Raw genomic sequence first — 18,936 nt, forward strand, 5'->3', positions numbered from 1 at the left:
TCAATGCTTTCCGTTGAGCCGCACGGCAGCCAGTGGCCGCGCGCCGCAACGGTGAGGTTGTAAAGGTCGCGCAGTGTCATGCTTTCGCGCCGCGTGCCAAATTCCTTCATATTGGCGGCACGCGCAACTTCGTCTGGACAACGGACAATGATTAACAAACCGTCACCGCGTTGTAATTAACGCCAGCCTATATTCCGGCCGCTGACGCGCCCCGCGCGACAACACCGCGATTCCCCACCTTCAACGCTGCGCGAGCCCCTCGTGCCGCTGCGGCCTGCTTTTGCCTTTTTCATAATGGAGATTATCGATGGCTCTCGGTCCCGGTTCGATCGCTTTCGTCGGTTTCAACGCGGACGGAAATGACGGATTAGCGTTCATTGTCGTTGATCCGATTGCTGCGGGAACAGTTATCCGCTTCAGCGACAACGAATGGAACGGTCAGGCAATCGGATCTGGCGGCGCCTTCAACACCGGCGAGGGCAGTCTGACATGGACCAATGGCGCAAGCGATCTGGCTCCGGGCATCGTTGTCGAATTCCTCAACACCTCCGTGGCCGCTACCCGCAGCGCCAATATTGGTACCGTCACCGGCGCAGGTTTTGCGCTCGGTAACTCCGGCGAGTCGATCTATGCATTCGACGGGACCTCCGAGAGCGTCCCGACCACTTTCCTGGCTGCGGTCACCAACACAAATGGCGGCTTCACCACCGCGACCGGCAGCGGCTTGCTCGAGGGCACAGGGCTCACGGCAGGTTCGACGGCTTTGGTGCTGCCCCTGACCGACGGCGCCGATGTCGCCGCCTACAATCCGGCTTTTGGTGGCAGCTCGTTCGCATCGCGCGCGGACGCTCTTATCGCGTTCAATACGACCGCCAATTTTATCGCGCAAAGCGGTAGCGGCGACCAGGATGGCGACGGCACCACGCCCGATGCGCCGTTCCTCACCGATGCGCAGTCTCCGCTCGCGGGTGTGACCTTCACCATCCAATCAGGCATACCGCCGCAGCTGGTCGGCTTCGCCTCAGGTTCTGTCTCGGTCTCGCAGGTCGAAGGCAATGCCGGAACGACGGCCTTCAGCTTCACGGTGGAGCGCACCGGCGGCACCATTGGTGACATCAGCTTCAGCGGCCAACTGACCTCGGCGGCGGCCGATGCCGCCGATTTCAATGGCGCGGTTTCCCCGCCGTTCGCCTTCAACGGGACCATTGCCGCCGGACAGACATCGACGGTCGTCACAGTCCAGGTCAATGGCGACTCGACGTTCGAGCCGACTGAGAACTTCAACCTGGCACTGCAGACCGTCGTCAACAGCGACGCGACCGTTTCGACCTCGCTCGGCGCGCAAACGACGGCGACCGGAACGATCGAAAACGATGATGCCTCCAGCCCCGGAAACGTGATCGAGGGCATTACGATCCTCGACCATGCACCGTCGCTGCAGGGCGACGCCGTCACGCCGACCGCCACCAATGCGGTTCAGCTCGTTCGCCTCGACAACTATGCGCCTGCCGCCGGCACCAACGCCGAAGTGGTTTCGTTCGATCCGTCGACCGGTCGGGCCTACGTGCTCAACACCATCGGCAACACCATCGACATCGTTTCGATCAGCGCCAGCGGCGCCGTGAACCTCGTGTCTTCGATCGACCTGACCGCTCTCGACGATTTCAACGGGGCAAACTCGGTCGCGATCAAGAATGGCGTGCTTGCTGTCGCCTACGCCAGCGATCAGACCGGCGCCAACGGTTTTGTGGCGTTGTTCGACGCCAACGGTACGCTCGTCAACACCGTGGAAGTCGGGGCCGGTCCCGACCAGGTGGTGTTCACCGCCGACGGTTCGAAGCTGCTGGTCGCCAATGAAGGCGAGCCTGGAGAGATCACATTGCCCGGGGGCGGCACGCAACTGATCAATCGGGAAGGCAGCGTTTCGATTCTAGATCTGTCCGGCGGTGCCGCAGCCGCCACGGTTTCCACGACGATTGGGTTCGATCTGCTCGACGGCTACGAGACCGTGCTGAAGCAGGCCGGTGTCGCCCTGTTGAACGGCCAGACGGCATCGGCAGACATCGAGCCGGAATACATTTCGGTGTCGCCGGACGGCACCCGCGCTTACGTTACGCTGCAGGAGGTCAACGCGGTCGCCGTGATCGATCTGACCAATCCGGCGGCGACCAAGCCGCTTGCGATCCTGCCGCTCGGCGGCGTCGACCATACCCTGGTTGGCAACAAGTTCGATGCCAGCGACCGGGACGGCCCGTCGAACGGCCAGGCCATCAATCTTCGCAACGCCGACGTCATCAGCCTGCTGCAACCGGATGCCATCGCCACCTTCAAGGTCGGCAACGACACCTACTTCGTCACCGCCAATGAAGGCGATGCCCGCGTGCTGCTCGACGACGAGGCGACGCTCGCGGAACAGAGCGGCGGCGTATTCACCATCGATCTCGACAACACGGCCTATCCCGATGAGGCCGCGATGAGGGCCAACGCCGATCTCGGCCGCCTGCGAATCCGAAAGGATCTCGGCGACACCGATGGCGACGGCGACATCGACCAGATCTACGCCTATGGCGGCCGCAGCCTGTCGATCTTCAAGCAGAATGCCGACGGCACCATCACCAAGGTGCGCGACACCGGCGGCGAATTCGAAGCGATCATCGCGCGGGACCTGGCGGCGCGACACAGCATCGACACCGCCGAAGGCGGTGGCTTCGACACCCGGTCCGACAACAAGGGGCCGGAACCGGAGGGCGTCGATATCGGCGTCATCGATGGACGGACGTATGCGTTCGTCAGCCTCGAGCGCGCCGGCGGCGTGATGATCTACGACATCACCGATCCCGCCAACGCGTCGTTCGTGGGGTACAAGCCGCCGGGCGTGGGCGAAGGCAATGCGCCCGAGGTGACCAAGTTCATCAGCGCCGCGGATTCGCCGACCGGGACGGCGCTCGTGCTGACCGCCAATGAGGGAAATTCGACAGGAGGCGCCTATGCCGGTTCGGGCCTGACGGTCTATGCGGCGCTGCCGGACGACTATACCCAGGAGGTCCGCGTCGCCTCGTCTTCGACCAGCGTCTCGCACGCCGAAGGCAACAGCGGCACAACCGCCTATTCGTTCGTGATCGAGCGCACCAATGGCACCATCGGTGCGGTCGACGTGTCGCTGCAGCTCGCATCCGCCGCGGCCAACACCGGTGACTTCTCCAGTGTCGCGGCGCTGCCGAAGACCATCAACGCCACCATTCCGGCCGGCGAATCGACGGTGACGGTGACGGTGGACGTCGCCGGCGATGCCGCCTTCGAAGCCAACGAGACCTTCACGTTGACCGTGACCGGCGCGTCGACGACGCAGCCCGGCGTCACCGCTGCCGTGAGCGCCACCCAGGTCGTCGCCACCGGCACGATCCAGAACGACGATGCCATGCATATCTACGACGTTCAGGGCGCTGGACATCGCTCGGAATTCGCCGGCCAGCAGGTGACGGTGCGCGGCATCGTCACGGCGATCGATGCCTCCGGCACCGAGAATGGCGGCAACAACCCGGTCGGCTACTACATTCAGGACGCGGTCGGCGATGGCGACTACCGGACTTCGGACGGCGTCTTTGTGTTCCTGGGTACCGGTGCCGGCGCCACGATTCCGGCCGGTATCGTCGTGGGTGCGGAAGTGCAACTGACCGCAACCGTCAGCGAGTTCGCCAGCACCAACCAGCTGTCGACGACGCAGCTCAACCCGGTAGCAGGCACGACGAGCGTATTGTCGACAGGCAACGCGCTGCCGACCGCCGTGCGGGTCGGCGATGTCGACAACCTCGCGACCGGCCTCGAGCGCAAGCCGGCTTTGGTCTCGCTCGGTGACGATGACGTCGATACCACCGCTCCGGGCGGCACCTATGACCCGGTGAATCAAGGGTCGGATTTCTGGGAATCCCTGGAAGGCATGCGCGTCACGCTTGAAGATGTGCGCGTCACCACGCCGTTCCACTCGAATTTTGACGAGCAGTTCGTCACTCCGAACGTCGGTGCCAACCCCTCGAGCAATCCGCGGGGCGGCCTGACCATCAGCGACACGACGCCGGGAACGGCGCAGCCGGCCGACAAGGTATTCGACTTCAATCCGGAGCGCATTCAGCTGGACGACGAAGCGGGCGTGGCGCTGCCCACCAACCTTCAGACCGGCGACCGCCTGGGTGATGTGACCGGCGTCGTCAACTACGCCAACGGCCAGTACGAGGTGAACACGACCGAGGCCTATGGCCCGGTGACCGCTGCGAACCTGCAGAAGGAAACCACCTCGATCGTCGAGAATCTCGACCGGATTCGCGTGGCGACCTTCAACGTCGAGAACCTGGCGCCGGTTGGTCAACCGGTGGACGGTGTGCCGACGCCGGCGAGCAAGTTCGCCGGTCTTGCGGCCGCGATCGTCAACAACCTGAAGGCGCCCGAGATCGTTGCGCTGCAGGAGGTGCTGGACAATGACGGCGCCACCAGCTCGAGCACCACAAGCGCTTCGGTAACCCTGTCGCAACTGATCGACGCCATTGTCGCTGCCGGCGGACCGCGCTATGTGGCGATCGACTCCGCGCCGATCGACAACATCGGCGGCATCCCGGGCGGCAATCAGCGCGTTGCCTATCTCTACGACCCGCTGGCGGTATCTCCGGCCACGCGCAACGGCCTGACCGACATCGTCAGCGACGCCAATGGCGTGAAGGTGCAGCATTTTGCCAGCGCCGGCCAGATCGGGCAGGGCAACACCGACTTCACCGCCACGCGCAAATCACTGCCGATGGAATGGTCGCCGGTCGGCTACACCGACGACCAGGGCGGCACCTTCTGGACCGTCAACAACCATCTCTCCTCGAAGGGCGGTTCGGCGCCGCTTTACACCACGCTGCTGGATCTGCCGCTCTATGCCGACCCGATCAACGGGTCTGCGCAGCAGACCGGTTCGTCGAACGAACGCGAGGGACAGGCGGAGGCGATCAACGCGTTTGTCGACGGCCTGCTGACCAACGCGTCTTCGACGGATGATCGTGTCGTGGTGCTCGGCGATCTGAACGACTTCCAGTTCTTCCCGGTCGTTGATCTCGTCACCGGCGCGCTTGTTCGCACCACCGCCAACCCGGACGGAACCCCCAGTGTCTTCGCGCCCGGCACTGCGGTGCTTTCGGAGTTGATCAGCAAGCTCCCGGAAAACGAGCGCTACTCCTACAATTTCGACGGCAATGCGCAGGCGCTGGACCACATCCTGGTTTCGAACAGCCTGTATGACAGCGCCCAGTTCGATATCGTGCACATCAATTCGGAGTTCATCGACCAGCTCTCCGATCACGATCCGTCAGTGTCGTCGCTCGTGATGTCGCGTTCGGCTGCGATCGCCACCAATGGCAACGACGTGTTCGACCAGGCCGCGTACACGGCGAAGTTCGGCGTGCGCGGCAGTCTCGCCGGCAACGATACGATCGACGGCCTTGGCGGCGATGATCGCATTGCCGCGGGTGGCGGCAATGACGCCGTCGATGGCGGCGCCAATGGTGCGGCCGGCGACGTCGCCGTCTACACCGGCGCGCGCAGCAACTACACGATCACCCAGCAGGGTGGCTCGTTCGTCATCACCGATAACCGCGTCGGCTCCGCCGACGGCGTTGACACCGTGACGAACGTCGAACGGTTCGAGTTTACCGACCGCACGTTGACCGCGGCGCAATTGCTTGACGCAACGGGACCGGTCCTCACCGCGGCCACGCCCGCCGACAACGCGACCGAGGTCGCCGCCGGCAACAACATCGTCCTGACCTTCGACGAAGCTGTCGCGGCAGGGACCGGAAACATCGTCATCAGCAACGGCGCGGGCGACACCCGCACCATCGCGATCGGCGATGCGTCGCAGGTCACGATCGCCGGCAACACCGTCACCATCAATCCGACCGCCGATCTGGCGGCCGGAACCGCTTACGACGTCACGCTGGACGCAGGCGTGATCACCGACGTCGCCGGGAATGCGTTCGGCGGCATCGCCCAGAACGATCTCGACTTCACCGTCGCGGCGCCGCAGACCTACAAGCTTCAGATCCTGCACGCGTCGGATTTCGAGGCGGGCCTGAAGGCGATCGAAGACGCACCGCGCTTCGCAGCCATCGTGGACCGGCTCGAAGATACGTTTGCCAATTCGATCACCCTGGCGTCGGGCGACAACTACATTCCGAGCCCGTTCTTCAACGCTGCGAGCGACCCGAGCCTGGCATCGTTCTTCCAGCCGAGCATCGGCCGCGCCGATATCCGCATCCTGAACACGATCGGGATCGAGGCGTCGGTCATCGGCAACCACGAGTTCGATCCGGGTCCGCGCGATGTCCAGAACCTCCTCCGTCCGCTTGCAGACCCGGACGGTGCCGGCCCGCTTGGCGGCTACGAAGGAACCCGGTTTGCCTATCTCGCCGCCAACCTGAACTTCGCCGGCGAGCCGGACCTGGCGCCCAACGCCCAGACCACGCCGCTGACCGAAGCGACGTTCGGTGTCGGTGCAAGCGGCGGCCGCCGCATCGCGCCGTCGACCATTCTCGAAGAAAACGGCGAGAAGATCGGGGTGGTCGGTGTCACCACTCCGGTGTTCGAGGACATCACGACGCCCGGCGGCGTCCGGATCATCGGCCCGCGCACGCTGGAAACCGATGCCGACTTCATCGCGCTTGCCGCGATCATTCAGCCGGCGATCGATGCCGTCATCGCCCAGGGTGTGAACAAGGTCATCATTGTTTCGCAGCTGCAGGAGCTGAAGAACGAGCAGAAGCTCATCAGCTTCCTGCACGGCGTCGACGTCGTGATCGGCGGCGGCTCGAACACGCTGCTCTCTGACAGCAACGATGTTCTCCGTCCAGGCGACGTCAGCGAAGGCGAGTATGCGCAGATCATCACCAACGCAGACGGCAAGAACACGGTTCTCGTCAACACCGACGGCAACTACAAATACGTCGGCCGGCTGGTGCTCGAGTTCGATGCCAATGGCGACATCATTCCTGCCAGCCTCGATCCGAGCGTAAACGGCGCCTATGCCACTGACGATGCGGGTTTGGCCCGTGTTTACGAAGGCACCGGCATCGATCCGTTCGCCGAGGGTTCACGCGGCGATACCGTGCGCGATCTTACCACCGCAATCGACGGCATTATCACCCAGAAGGATGCCGTCACCTTCGGTCGTACCGACGTTTACCTTGAAGGGCGACGTGGTGAGGTGCGCTCGCAGGAAACCAATCTCGGCAACCTCTCTGCCGACGCGAACCTGTGGTACGCCAAGTCGGAATACGACAGCACCGTTCAGATTTCGATCAAGAACGGCGGTGGCATCCGCGACTCCATCGGCTCGATCAGCTCCGAGGGCGACGGCGCGGAACTGCCGCCGGCTGCCAATCCGGAAGTTGGCAAGGAAGCCGGAGAGGTCAGCCAGCTCGATATCGAGAATTCGCTGCGCTTCAACAATGCGCTCAGCCTTGTCACGCTGACGCCACAGCAACTGCTCGAAGCGCTGGAAAACGGTGTTTCCAACCCGGGCGGCATCTTCGCCCAGGTGGGTGGTCTCCGGTTCAGCTATGATCTGACCCGCCCAGCGGGTGACCGGGTTCGCTCGGTCACGCTGGTCGACGAGAACGAACATGTAATCGCCGTCGTCGTCGAGAACGGCGACGTGGTTGCTGATGCTCCGGCGGCGATCCGCATGGTGACGCTGAGCTTCCTGATCGGTGGTGCAAATCCCAACGCCCCGGGCGGGTTCAACCGGCCTGACGGCTTCCGGTTCGCCGAGTACATCGCTGCCAACTCGGCCTTTGCCAATCGCGTCGATCTGTCTCCGGATAATCTGCCGGCAGACGACGTGGTGGACCGAACCGGTGCTGCAACATTCACCGACGACGGCTTCGAGCAGGATGCACTGGCCGAATATTTCGCGGCAAAGTTCTCCACAACCCCGTTCGCGCAGGCGGATACGACCCCGGCCCAGGATCAGCGTATCCAAAATCTGGTTGCAAACGGCGGCAACGATACCGTTCTGCCAATCATGGGAACCGATGGCGAGGATGACCTCTCCGGCACCACCGGGAAGGACTCGATCTTTGCCAAAGACAGCGATGATCGCGTTCGCAGCCTCGGTGGCGACGATCTCGTGCTGGGCGGTGGCGGTGACGACGTCATCGAGGGTGGCGACGGCAACGACCGTGTCGAGGGCGGCGACGGCAACGACTTCGTCTTCGGCGACGCAGGTAATGATACCGTGCTCGGCGGTGCTGGTGACGATCGCCTTCGCGGCAATAACGGCAACGACATGCTGGTCGGCGGCATTGGCAATGACAATGTCAACGGCGGTGCGGGCTCGGACGCTTATGCCTACAAGCTGGGCGACGGTTCTGACATCATTACCGAAGCGGCGAGTACGCCGGCCGACACCGATACGCTGGCGCTCGTTGATCAGAACGCTGCGAATGTTACGTTCCGCCGGTTTGGCAACGACACTCAAATCGAGCTGTCCAACGGCAGCGTGATCACGTTGAAGGATCAGCGGGTTGGCGGCGGCGTCGAGAAGGTGACCTTCGCCAATGGTCAGGAGTTCGATCGCAACGGCATCAACGGAGCGATCGTCAATCGCGGGCCGGTGGCCCTTGACGACACCGCAGCGACGGTGGCGGAAGATGCGGCGGCGTTCGTCATCCCGTTCGCCAGCATTCTCGGCAACGATACCGATGCCGATCTTGACGCGCTCTCGATCACGGCGCTCGCCAATGTCGTGGGCGGCACGGCCGAGATCGTCGCGGGTGGCATCCGGTTCACGCCGACCGCCAACTTCAACGGGCCGGCCTCGTTTGAGTATACCCTCAGCGACAGCAACGGCGGCTCGGATACCGGCAAGGTCGACTTCTCCGTTACCGCGGTGAACGATGCGCCGGTCACGGTGAACGACGTCGCGACCGTGGGCGAAAACCAGTCGATGGCTTTCGACCTGACGGCCAACGACACCGACGTCGAGGATGGCGTATCCCCGACCTTGTCTGCTTTCGAGGTGACCGGCGTATCGGGCATCAATCTGAGCAACGCGAACGCCCAGTCGGCGTTCTCGATCAATCCGGGCGGCCAGCTGCAGTTCAATCCGGGCAACCTGTTCGACAGCCTGAACACCGGCGAAAGCGCCACCGTCTCGATCAGCTATACGGCGGAAGACAGTACCCACGCCGCGTCGACCGGAACCTTCACGCTGACGGTCACCGGAGACACCGATGCCAACGTGATCAATGGCACCAACGGTACCAACCTCTTGTTTGGTACGGACGGCGTCGATCTCATCAATGCAGGCGGCTCGGTTGACTTTGCCTTCGCCCAAGGCGGTGACGACATCGTCAATGGCGGGACCGGCGACGACTTCGCGTTCGGGGGTCTTGGCAATGACACCCTGCGCGGTGAAGCTGGCCGGGATCTGCTGTTCGGTGAGGACGGCAACGACACGCTGGTCGGCGGCCGGGGCAATGATCAGCTGTTCGGCGGTCTGGGCAACGACACCTTCGTTTTCCACCAAGGCGACGGACGCGATGTCGCGTTCGACTTCAAGTCGGGCGCCGGCTCGGACGACGTCCTCCAGCTGGATGCCAGCGCGTTCGCCGACTTCAACGCGTTGATGGCGTCGGGCGCGGTAACGAACAGCCAGATCGGCACCGAGATCGAGTACAGCGACGGGTCCAGCATCACCCTGATCGGGGTCAACAAGGCTACGCTTACGGTGGATGACTTCCGCTTCGCCTGACCTCCATGCCGAATTGATCATACGAATGGGGGCGCATGCGCCCCCATTTCGTTTTGTCAGATAACTGTAACAATTCTCGGCTACCGCCAAGGCAGTACGAGCAAGGCTGTACGAGTGAGCGCAACCATTGACCACCAGCCGGCAACAACCCACAGATGCTGCCCGCGGCGAGTTGGATAAGGCGCTCGCGCATTGTCGCTCGGCGTTCTTTGCCATCGCCGGATTCAGCGCCATCCTCAACATTTTGGCGTTGACCGGCTCCCTCTTCATGATGGAAGTCTACGACCGGGTGCTGCCCAGCCGGAGCGTGCCGACGCTGCTGGGCCTGCTGGCGCTGGTGCTGATCCTCTACGTCTTTCAGGGGTTTATGGACGCGCTGCGCGGCCGGTTGCTGGTTCGGATCGGCCTCCGTCTTGACCAGGAAATGTCGGATCGCGTCTATGCGACGGTGATGCGGTTGCCGATCCAGGCGCCGAAGCGCGGCGAGTCGATCCAGCCGCTGCGCGACCTCGATACCGTCCGCGGCTATTTGTCCGGCCCGGGGCCAACCGCCTTCTTCGATCTGCCCTGGGTACCGCTCTATCTCGCGATCTGCTTTGCCTTCCATTTCTGGATTGGGGTCACGGTGCTGGCGGGCGCGCTGGTGCTGGTTTCGCTGACGCTGCTGTCGGAACTGCTTGCAAAGAAGTCGGCGCTCGACGCCAATCGCATCGGCAATCAGCGCGCGCGGCTGGCGGAGACCAGCCGTCGCAATGCCGAGGCTCTGACGGCGCTCGGCATGACCGGATGGATTTCGCGCCGCTGGCAGTCGTCGAACCGCAAATTCCTGTCCGGGCAGGTCGAATCGAGTGATCTCGCCGCGGGCCTTGGCGCCATGGGGCGAGCATTCCGGATGATGCTGCAGTCCGGCGTGCTTGCCGTCGGCGCTTACCTGGTGATCAACCAGCAGGCCACCGCGGGTGTCATTATTGCATCGTCGATTTTGTCGGCGCGCGCGCTCGCACCGGTCGATCTTGCGATTTCCCACTGGCGCAGCTTCGTCGGCGCCAGACAGGCGCGCCAGCGCCTGCACAAACTGCTCGTGCTGCTGCCGGAACTGAGAAAGCCGACCTCGTTGCCGAAGCCGCAACGTGGTCTCAGCGTCGAGAATATCAGCGCGGCGCCGCCGGACGTCCAGCGCGCGGTCGTGCACGAGGTGACGTTTGCCCTGAAGGCCGGCAACGGGCTCGGTGTGATCGGTCCCAGCGCGTCGGGAAAATCTTCGCTGGCCCGGGTTCTGGTTGGACTGTGGGCGCCCGCGCGCGGCGCCGTCCGGCTTGACGGCGCGACGCTGGATCAATGGGTGCCCGATGAACTCGGGCGCCACATCGGCTATCTGCCGCAAGATGTCGAATTGATCGAAGGGACGGTTGCCGAGAACATTTCGCGGTTCGATCCCGACGCCTCGTCGGAGGCGATCATCGCGGCGGCGAAAGCCGCTGGCGTGAACGAGCTCGTGCTGTCGCTGCCGCAAGGTTACGACACCGAGATCGGCGAGCAGGGCTCCGCGCTGTCGGCCGGCCAGAAGCAGCGCGTCGCGCTGGCGCGTGCTCTTTATGGCGACCCGTTCCTGGTCGTGCTGGACGAGCCGAATTCCAATCTTGACGCCGAAGGCGACGAGGCATTGACGCAGGCGATCCTGGGCGTCCGGGCCCGCGGTGCGATCGTGATTGTGGTCGCGCACCGGCCGAGCGCGTTGTCGGGCGTCGATCACGTGCTCGCGATGAACGGCGGAAGACAGCAAGCCTTCGGCCCCAAGGACGAGGTGCTGGCCAAGGTGCTGCGGCGCGATGGGCCTGTCAGCGCGCCCAAAGTTGTTCAAGCCGTCCAGGGATAAGCGATGTCCGACACTGATTTGATTGACCCTCGTTCGTCAATTCGCGGACATATCGCGGTGGGGCTGGCTGCCATCATGCTAGTCACCGGCGGCATCGGCGGATGGGCTGCAACCACCGAAATTTCGGGCGCCCTGATTGCGCCGGGGAGCGTCGTGGTCGAATCCAACGCACGGAAGGTTCAGCATCCGACCGGCGGCGTCGTTGGTCAAATTGCAGTGACCAATGGCAAGGCCGTGACGGCCGGCGACCTGCTGGTCCGGCTCGACGAAACCATGACGCGGGCAAATCTGCAGATCGTATCGAAGACGCTGGATGAAATGACGACGCGTCGCGCGCGGTTGCGGGCCGAACGCGATGGCGCTTCGGAAGTGTCATGGCCCTCGGCGTTCAAGGACCGTCGGCAGGAGGAAAGCATTGTCGAGCTGATGACCGATGAGCAGCGTTTGTTCGAACTGCGCAACACCACGCGGCTTGGTCAAAAACGACAGTTGCGCGAGCGGATCGCCCAGCTCAACGAGGAAGCGGTCGGCATCACTGCCCAGCAGGCGGCCAAATCGCAAGAACTGGATTTGGTCAACCGTGAACTGGAAGGGGTGCGGCAACTCTGGAGCAAGCATCTGATCCAGATCAACCGCCTGACGGCGCTCGAGCGCGAGGCGGCGCGGCTCGATGGCGAACGGGCGCAGTTGATCGCGGCGGCGGCGCAGGGACGGGGCAAGGTATCCGAGATCGAGCTTCAGATCACCCAGATCGATCGCGAACTGGCCAGCGAAGTCGGCCGTGAAATGCGCGAGATCGACGGCAAAGCGGGTGAATACGCCGAGCGCAAAGTGGCGGCCGAAGACCAATTGCGGCGGATTGACATCCGGGCCCCAATTTCAGGCACCGTCCACGAAATGAACGTCCATACGATAGGTGGCGTGATCAGTGCTGGTGAGCAACTGATGCTGATTGTCCCGGATTCCGAGCGTTTGACGGTCGAGGCGAGGGTAGCGCCCCAAGACATCGATCAGGTGCGGGTCGGGCAGGCCGCCGCGCTGCGGTTTTCCGCCTTTAGCCAGCGCACGACGCCGGAGATCAATGGGGTCGTCAGCCGGGTATCGGCCGACGTGACCACGGAGCAACGCACCGGCATCACCTATTATACCGCGCGCATTGCCATCGCGCCCGATGAGCTGGCGCGTCTCGGCGAGGTCAGGCTCGTGCCCGGCATGCCCGTCGAAGCGTTCATCAAGACGGCGGACCGGACGGTTGGTTCCTACCTGACCAAGCCGATGTTCGACCAGGTCGCCCGGGCCTTTCGTGAACGATAGCTGGCATTCTTGCGATAGCCGTCTAGATTTCCTGCCTCATGAAACTGCCATTGCGGGGTTTTGACAAAAAGAAAAGCCGCCCCGAAGGGCGGCAGTTTATCACCTTGATGATCCACCTCTAGAGGCGGACCCCTTCGTTACTTGCGGTCCATGACCGTCTTGTTACAGGCCCCCGCCTAGCTTTGAAGTCCGGGTCTCTCGACGGGCATCTGCAACTCGGCAGCCCGTTCTTTCCGTTCCTTCTTGGAAAACTCGTGCTCGCGCTGCTCGAAAGCCGCAAGCTCCTTTTGTGCCGCTTCAAGAAAGCGGTCGCGTGGTGTCACTGCCAATTGAGTGTGCCTTGTCATCATTACGCCACCCATCGCTACCCCAGCGCCCAACCTATCCAACTACGGGAACCTGGGAAAGGTTCGTGACCGTAAAATTACGGACTGATGAAATCGGGATACAGTGGTTGAACCGACCAGTATAAAAAATCCCGCCGCTGGGATGGAAAGGGCCAGCAACCCGCGGCCCATGGGAACGTATCGTGACCTTGAACCAATCTAGGAACACTCGATTCGAGGCCGGAAGTCTGTTGTCAAAACTGACCCGAGGGCATGTCTGCTTCTGGCGGATTTTGTTGCAAAAGTCGGCAGCCGCCGACGGACGGTCCGACCATTTCGTTAAGAGCGGCCGGCTTTGATCCGCCGGCCCTGACGCCTCTACACAACTCCCACGCTACGCGATGCACAAAGTCTGAGTGGGTGGTGGCCGAGCAACCAGCGATGCAAGCCGCCGCAGGTTCTGGGCAATGGCAGCCAGAACGAACTCATCCTGGGCGCCTCGTGGACCGCGAAGTCGAAGCCGACCAAGCTTCAGGATGCGCTTCAAGTGTGCGAACCGCATCTCGATCTTCTTGCGCTCATGTCGCGACTTCTCAAAGTCTTCGGTGCCAGCAAACGACCGGGCAACGTCTCGGGCGTGTTCATAGATATCGCGCGGTATCTTGGGTCTTTTGGACAGCTCTGGGGTTTGAGTGGGCATACATCACAATCGAGTTTGCTGGCGCGATACAGAAGCGTCTTGCCCTCATGCACGGTACCACTCGTGCCAAGCCGCTTTCCGCCCGGGCAGTGGTAGACGTCGCTTGTCTGATCATATCGAAAGTCGCTGCGCGAGAAGGTACCATCATCTCGCTTCGACTTGTCGAACACGGGGATATGGGGCGCGATGCCCTTCTCCTCGACCAGCCAGTTCAGCATTGCGGCTGCCCCGTAAGCGGTATCTCCGACAAGCCGCTCCGGCTTAAGGCCGAAGCGCTCCTCCGTTCGCTTGATCATGGTCTTTGCCGCACCGACCTCGGCCTGGCGAATGGAGCGGGAAGCTTCCACGTCAACGATGACACCGAACTTCACGTCGATCAGGTAGTTGTCGGAGTAAGCAAAGAATGCCGGCCCCTTGTGAGCGCCGGTCCACTGGGCCGCGGGATCGGATGGCGAGACGAACTTCGGCACAACGTCGCTGGCGGCACCCCAGGCCGTATCGTCGAGGGTCGCCAGATACTCCTTCACCGCGCGGCTGGACCTCGCCGGATCGCGATCCCTGCGCCAATCCTGACCTGCGATCGAGCGCTGCTTGTTGGCGTCGGCTTGAATCAGGCTCGCATCGACGGCAAAGCCTTCACCACCAACCAGACCGGCCGCGATGCACGCCTCTACAAGCCGTTCGAACATCCGGCGGAAAACATCTCCCTCGCGGAAACGCTCGTTGCGGGCGCGTGAGAACGACGAATGATCCGGGATAGCGTCCTCGATACCGAGCTTGCAGAACCAGCGATAGGCAAGGTTCACCTGCACTTCACGGCAGATCAGCCGCTCCGAACGGATTGCAAAGACATATCCCACGACCAGCATCCGGATCATCAGTTCCGGATCGATCGACGGGCGACCCATCGACGAATAATGAGGTGCCAGTTCACCGCGAAGCCAGGACAGATCGAGAGCAGTGTCGATCCTCCGCACCAGATGATCTTTGGGAACCGCGTCGCCTAGATGAAACTCGTAGAACAGTTGACCTTGGTCACTCTTCACACGGCCCATCATGGATCGACCTCGCCGAGATTCGCGTCAACGTAACGGAATCACGGTTCGCGGCCTGTCTCAACCGACTTTTGCAACAAAATCTGCCAAAGGCGGACTCATGCAAAGCCACAAAAGCAGCGATACTCGATCACGTTGTCGGCGCGGGTGAGAAGCGTCGGCGGGATGGTGAGGCCGATCGCCTTGGCGGCTTTCAAATTGATGGTGAGTTCGTACTTGTTGGGCTGCTCAACCGGTAAGTCGGCCGGCTTTGCCCCCTTCAGTATCTTGTCCACATAGGTCGCAGCACGTCGCCAAATGTCAGGAAAGCTCGCCGCGTAGCACATGAGACCGCCGGCATCGATGTGTAGCCTGTTAGTATAGATCGCGGGCAGCAGGTGTCCCACTGCAAGTTCCGCGAGCCTTGCGCGATGCACTCCGAACAACACGTCGCCAAATACAAACAATGCATCCCTCCGCGTCGCTCTGTCGCGAGCGTGCGATTTATACGGACTGAGCAGTCTGGCACTCCCAAGAACGTCCTCATGACCGACCACTTCTGGCACATAGTAGCCAGGTAAGGAACACGCGCCGAGCTGCTCCTTGCGTTTTTGGCCTCGACAGGTTTAAAGCCCGGTCACTTCATGACCGTAGGTATGAACGAGAAGCGAACTGCGTGGCTTTGCCGCGTTTTAACAGAGTGACGCTCCCCCCGTCGCTCATGCGCTTTAAACTGTTCTGAGCCTCCACAAAGGAATCCATTATGGCCAAGATGACCAAGAATCAGTTGATCGATGCCGTTGCAGAAGGAACGCAGGTTAAGCGGGCGGGTTGGTTGAGGTGTGTTCGTTCGGATGAACTGTGGGTAATTCCATCACACCCTAGACAGGCACCTCCACCCGCACACTATGCGCCCCGAGACGGAATCTCTGGAGGGCCTAGGGGATAGTCTCGCAAAGGCCATGCGGTGTAATGCCCGCGTGGCCTTTGTCTTTTTGTTGTCTGACTGGAAAAATTGGGACCCTGGGTAGCGGCCGCTTCTGGCGCAAAGCGGCCATTCGCCAAGACAGTAATGCAGCTAAAAATCATAAACGAAGTCTCAATTCGCCAAGCGCACGTGATCTTTCTCAAAGACAGCAATGCTCATGAAAATATTACGCATTGACAGACGCGGCCCGGATCTTTGAGGCCGCCCATACGGATGAAATGGGACGTAAAGCCGGATCATGGCGCCTTCGATACTTGAATCGTTTGCCGAATTACCTGGCATTGTTTGTCGGAGGTTAGGAACGCAATATCGGAGCACACGGTCGCTCCCGATCCGAACGATGCCTTCGATCGGAGCGAGCCTTGTGGGATCGATGAGCCACCAGCCATTTCGATGCAGACTTCGAAGATGGCGTGAAAGTCCGGCGGATCCAGTTGAAGAGCATAGGCGCTAACCGCTCTGGCGGGGATACCCAGCGCTCTGGCCGATGTGATCCCCAAGTGAATGAAATCGCGGCAAACTCCCGCCAGGTCTACAAACGTCCGCTCGGCGGTGGTCTCGGCATTGCTCACGCCGGCGACATAATCGACGTTGCGATGTATCCATTCCAGGATCGCCATGATGCGCGCGACGCTTTTGTCCATCAGACAAGTTCATGCGATTCGCGCAACGCGAGTTTTGAAACTGATCACACGAGCGCTTGGCTCCGGCGATTTCATCGTCACACCGGACCTTGGTCCGGTCTCGCAATGCGCCGGTGCGTGCGACCCTGCTTCGGTTTGGAGACGCGAATGTAGGCAACGGCTGGCTGCATAGAATTTCTATCCCCTCAAAGCTCACGACTGATCGAACGGAATGTCTGCGACGCAACCGCAGGGCTCCTGAAACGATGAGCGCTGAATTAAATCAATTTCGTCCGCATGTACGCGAGGCGGATTCCGGCGAAGAAAAGCAAGCCAGGCTACGATGGTGCCTGCGGTCTTACGTGGGTTCCATCCCGCCCAATTTCCGGCACGATTGCCAATCAACACAGCTCCGTTGCCGGGCTCGGGGATCGTCGACCTTTTCGACGAGTTTTTTTTCGCCAGGTTCGTTCGTCGAACCTTCGATTGGACTGAGCGGCAGCGCGACGGGGTCGCGCTGTCCCAACCCCGAGATCCAGCATGAAACGCATTGTCGCTACTGGCATAGTTCTTCTCTCGCTTTCCTCCGTTGCTGAGGCACATCGTCTCTCGGGGACCGCCACTTACTACGGCGGGAGCGATCGCCTGTGCGGGCGACGCACGGCTTCCGGGGCGGTACTCAACTGCGGCGCAATGACGGCCGCGCACCGGACGCTGCCTTTCGGCACGGTACTGACGGTCCAGAGCGGCGGCCGGTCGATCCAGGTCACGGTCACCGATCGCGGCCCATTCACTGGCGCTTTCCTCGATCTATCGCCCGCGGCAGCGAGCGCGCTCGGCTGCCGCTGCACCCATCGCAACGTGACCGCGACGGTCGTGCAATTGGGATCCGGTGGGACCGTCGTCGCCAGCAGAGGCCGTCAACGTCCCGACGTTGCGACAGCCGTGCCGCCGCTCTTCCAGCCGACCGAGGGCGTCTTGGGTCCGTTGGGAATGTTCGAATCCACGATGGCCATGGCTCCTGCCCGGCGCCACCACCGTCGCCACGATGGTCGCCACTAAGACCGATCGTTCTACCGCAACGACGGAGCGTCCAACTGCGGCCTGGCGACGTCCGCTCCTGAGAGTGGAACCGACATGCCGTGCCGGCTGAACCACTTCTGCCTTTGACCCGATTCAGACATGGGCGGCCAATCTTTGCTGTGACGCACAACACAGCCCCTCATGCAAATGATGTGGTAGGGTATGGTTGTCGCTCCCAAGCCGTGCCATTGACATTCGCACCATCGGTCGCCATCCGCTCGCGTCGGTCGGAAGCCTTCACCCTTCAAGGATCGTGAACATTGCAGTAGCGTTGCGCGGTCACTCTAAATTAGCCCGGCGGAATCGTCCTGCCGAGATAGACGGCGACTGGCCCGGTCAGCGCCATGCCGCGCAACTCACTCGGCGATATCAGCCGTGCTCCGATGATCTCGCGGTTGTCGAGCTGTAACTCGGGCAGCCGATCCAGTCGTAGTTCAAAGAAATGCACTTTATCTCTTCGCCCCTCCCAGAGGCCCCAGGCGTCGCCCACGGCGACCAGCGGGAATGCTCCGGCGAGGCCGATCTCTTCTGCCAGCTCGCGCCGAGCCGCTTCTTCAGGCGACTCACCCTGCCGGACAGTGCCGCCGGGGAAGTTCCATTCGATCCTATACGACGAGCGCACCAGCAGTAGCGCCTGACCGACGTAGACAGCCACAAGCGCCCCCTCATGCTGCTGGTGCCGCAGTCGCCACCAGATGCGGGCAAGCGGGAAACCGACGCGGTATGCTGTCCGCCAGGCAGCGTCGAGAAGCGTGGAACGTCGAGCTTGTCCAAGGTCTGACATGGATCAACCTCTACTACCTTTGCCGGTAAGAGGGACAGCTTTTCGCCGGCACTGGGTCTCGGGCTGTTGTCACAGCTACATCTTGTGGTGTCCCTGAAGCCGAGCCGTCGACATTCGAACGATGCCCACCTCCATATTGCTGCGAGCCGACCAGGTGATCGAAGAGGCCTGCTTGCTGCAGCGCATGAGTCTGTTTTTGGCACCTTTGAGACATACCCGCCGACCCGGAGAATGTCCGTTCACCGGGGTAGACCGGAAGTCGCCGTGGTCCGGCCAACCGACGCGAATGACCCTGGCTGTGTGAAAACGCCGCTGCTTTGCTATGATTCTCTCGTGATTCTGCGGGGGAGGCTGATGCGGCGCTTCGTTGAGCAGGCGGATCGTGGGCAGTGGACGCTATTGCCCGAATGCCTTGATGATTTCATTG

At 62.0% G+C, this 18,936-nt stretch carries 8 protein-coding genes and 1 pseudogene; 4 read left to right on the forward strand and 5 right to left on the reverse strand.

Going from position 1 to position 18,936, the window contains the following annotated elements; all coding sequences use genetic code 11:
• Positions 1 to 307 precede the first annotated feature (307 nt).
• The 3 genes from JQ567_RS35885 to JQ567_RS35895 all read left to right on the forward strand — a co-directional run bounded on the left by JQ567_RS35885 (position 308) and on the right by JQ567_RS35895 (position 12,971).
• Entirely contained in the window at positions 308 to 9,781 is a 9,474-nt protein-coding gene (locus JQ567_RS35885) for a choice-of-anchor I family protein (RefSeq protein WP_212443182.1), read from the forward strand.
• A 127-nt stretch (positions 9,782 to 9,908) separates the two neighbouring features.
• Positions 9,909 to 11,657: a type I secretion system permease/ATPase gene (locus JQ567_RS35890; protein ID WP_212443183.1), complete on the forward strand. Its 1,749-nt coding sequence runs from the start codon at positions 9,909 to 9,911 to the stop codon at positions 11,655 to 11,657.
• 3 nt (positions 11,658 to 11,660) lie between these two features.
• Complete coding sequence (locus JQ567_RS35895) at positions 11,661 to 12,971, forward strand: HlyD family type I secretion periplasmic adaptor subunit (protein ID WP_212443184.1); 1,311 nt, start codon at positions 11,661 to 11,663, stop codon at positions 12,969 to 12,971.
• A gap of 176 nt (positions 12,972 to 13,147) precedes the next feature.
• Here the strand turns inward: JQ567_RS35895 and JQ567_RS35900 are convergent, their stop codons facing one another.
• The 4 genes and pseudogenes from JQ567_RS35900 to JQ567_RS35915 all read right to left on the reverse strand — a co-directional run bounded on the left by JQ567_RS35900 (position 13,148) and on the right by JQ567_RS35915 (position 16,663).
• Positions 13,148 to 13,333 carry a hypothetical protein gene (locus JQ567_RS35900; RefSeq protein ID WP_212443193.1) on the reverse strand — a complete coding sequence of 62 codons (186 nt, stop codon included), beginning with the start codon at positions 13,331 to 13,333 and terminating at the stop codon, positions 13,148 to 13,150.
• 358 nt (positions 13,334 to 13,691) lie between these two features.
• Positions 13,692 to 15,055, reverse strand: a pseudogene (locus JQ567_RS35905) (transposase).
• A gap of 95 nt (positions 15,056 to 15,150) precedes the next feature.
• Positions 15,151 to 15,438 carry an ABC transporter substrate binding protein gene (locus JQ567_RS35910; protein WP_212443185.1) on the reverse strand — a complete coding sequence of 96 codons (288 nt, stop codon included), beginning with the start codon at positions 15,436 to 15,438 and terminating at the stop codon, positions 15,151 to 15,153.
• Positions 15,439 to 16,255: 817 nt separating this feature from the next.
• The gene (locus JQ567_RS35915; RefSeq protein WP_212443186.1) at positions 16,256 to 16,663 is read right to left on the reverse strand and encodes a transglutaminase family protein; all 408 of its coding nucleotides are present in this window, start codon (positions 16,661 to 16,663) and stop codon (positions 16,256 to 16,258) included.
• Positions 16,664 to 17,182: 519 nt separating this feature from the next.
• Here JQ567_RS35915 and JQ567_RS38975 point away from each other — a divergent pair.
• Entirely contained in the window at positions 17,183 to 17,704 is a 522-nt protein-coding gene (locus JQ567_RS38975; protein ID WP_212443187.1) for a septal ring lytic transglycosylase RlpA family protein, read from the forward strand.
• 310 nt (positions 17,705 to 18,014) lie between these two features.
• Here JQ567_RS38975 and JQ567_RS35925 read toward each other — a convergent pair whose 3' ends face one another.
• Positions 18,015 to 18,509 (reverse strand): NUDIX domain-containing protein, encoded by a 495-nt coding sequence (locus JQ567_RS35925; protein WP_212443188.1) that lies wholly within the window; start codon positions 18,507 to 18,509, stop codon positions 18,015 to 18,017.
• Positions 18,510 to 18,936: the final 427 nt, after the last annotated feature.

It is taken from the genome of Bradyrhizobium sp. AUGA SZCCT0431 (genome assembly GCF_018131065.1).
In the GTDB taxonomy this organism is placed as follows: domain Bacteria; phylum Pseudomonadota; class Alphaproteobacteria; order Rhizobiales; family Xanthobacteraceae; genus Bradyrhizobium.

What these genes read in the sequence shown, in the direction of transcription:
- JQ567_RS35885 (WP_212443182.1), top strand. Translation starts at nt 308, where the DNA reads ATGGCTCTCGGTCCCGGTTCGATCGCTTTCGTCGGTTTCAACGCGGAC.
- JQ567_RS35895 (WP_212443184.1), top strand. Translation starts at nt 11,661, where the DNA reads ATGTCCGACACTGATTTGATTGACCCTCGTTCGTCAATTCGCGGACAT.
- JQ567_RS35900 (WP_212443193.1), bottom strand. Translation starts at nt 13,333, where the DNA reads ATGGGTGGCGTAATGATGACAAGGCACACTCAATTGGCAGTGACACCA.
- JQ567_RS35915 (WP_212443186.1), bottom strand. Translation starts at nt 16,663, where the DNA reads ATGGACAAAAGCGTCGCGCGCATCATGGCGATCCTGGAATGGATACAT.
- JQ567_RS38975 (WP_212443187.1), top strand. Translation starts at nt 17,183, where the DNA reads ATGAAACGCATTGTCGCTACTGGCATAGTTCTTCTCTCGCTTTCCTCC.
- JQ567_RS35925 (WP_212443188.1), bottom strand. Translation starts at nt 18,509, where the DNA reads ATGTCAGACCTTGGACAAGCTCGACGTTCCACGCTTCTCGACGCTGCC.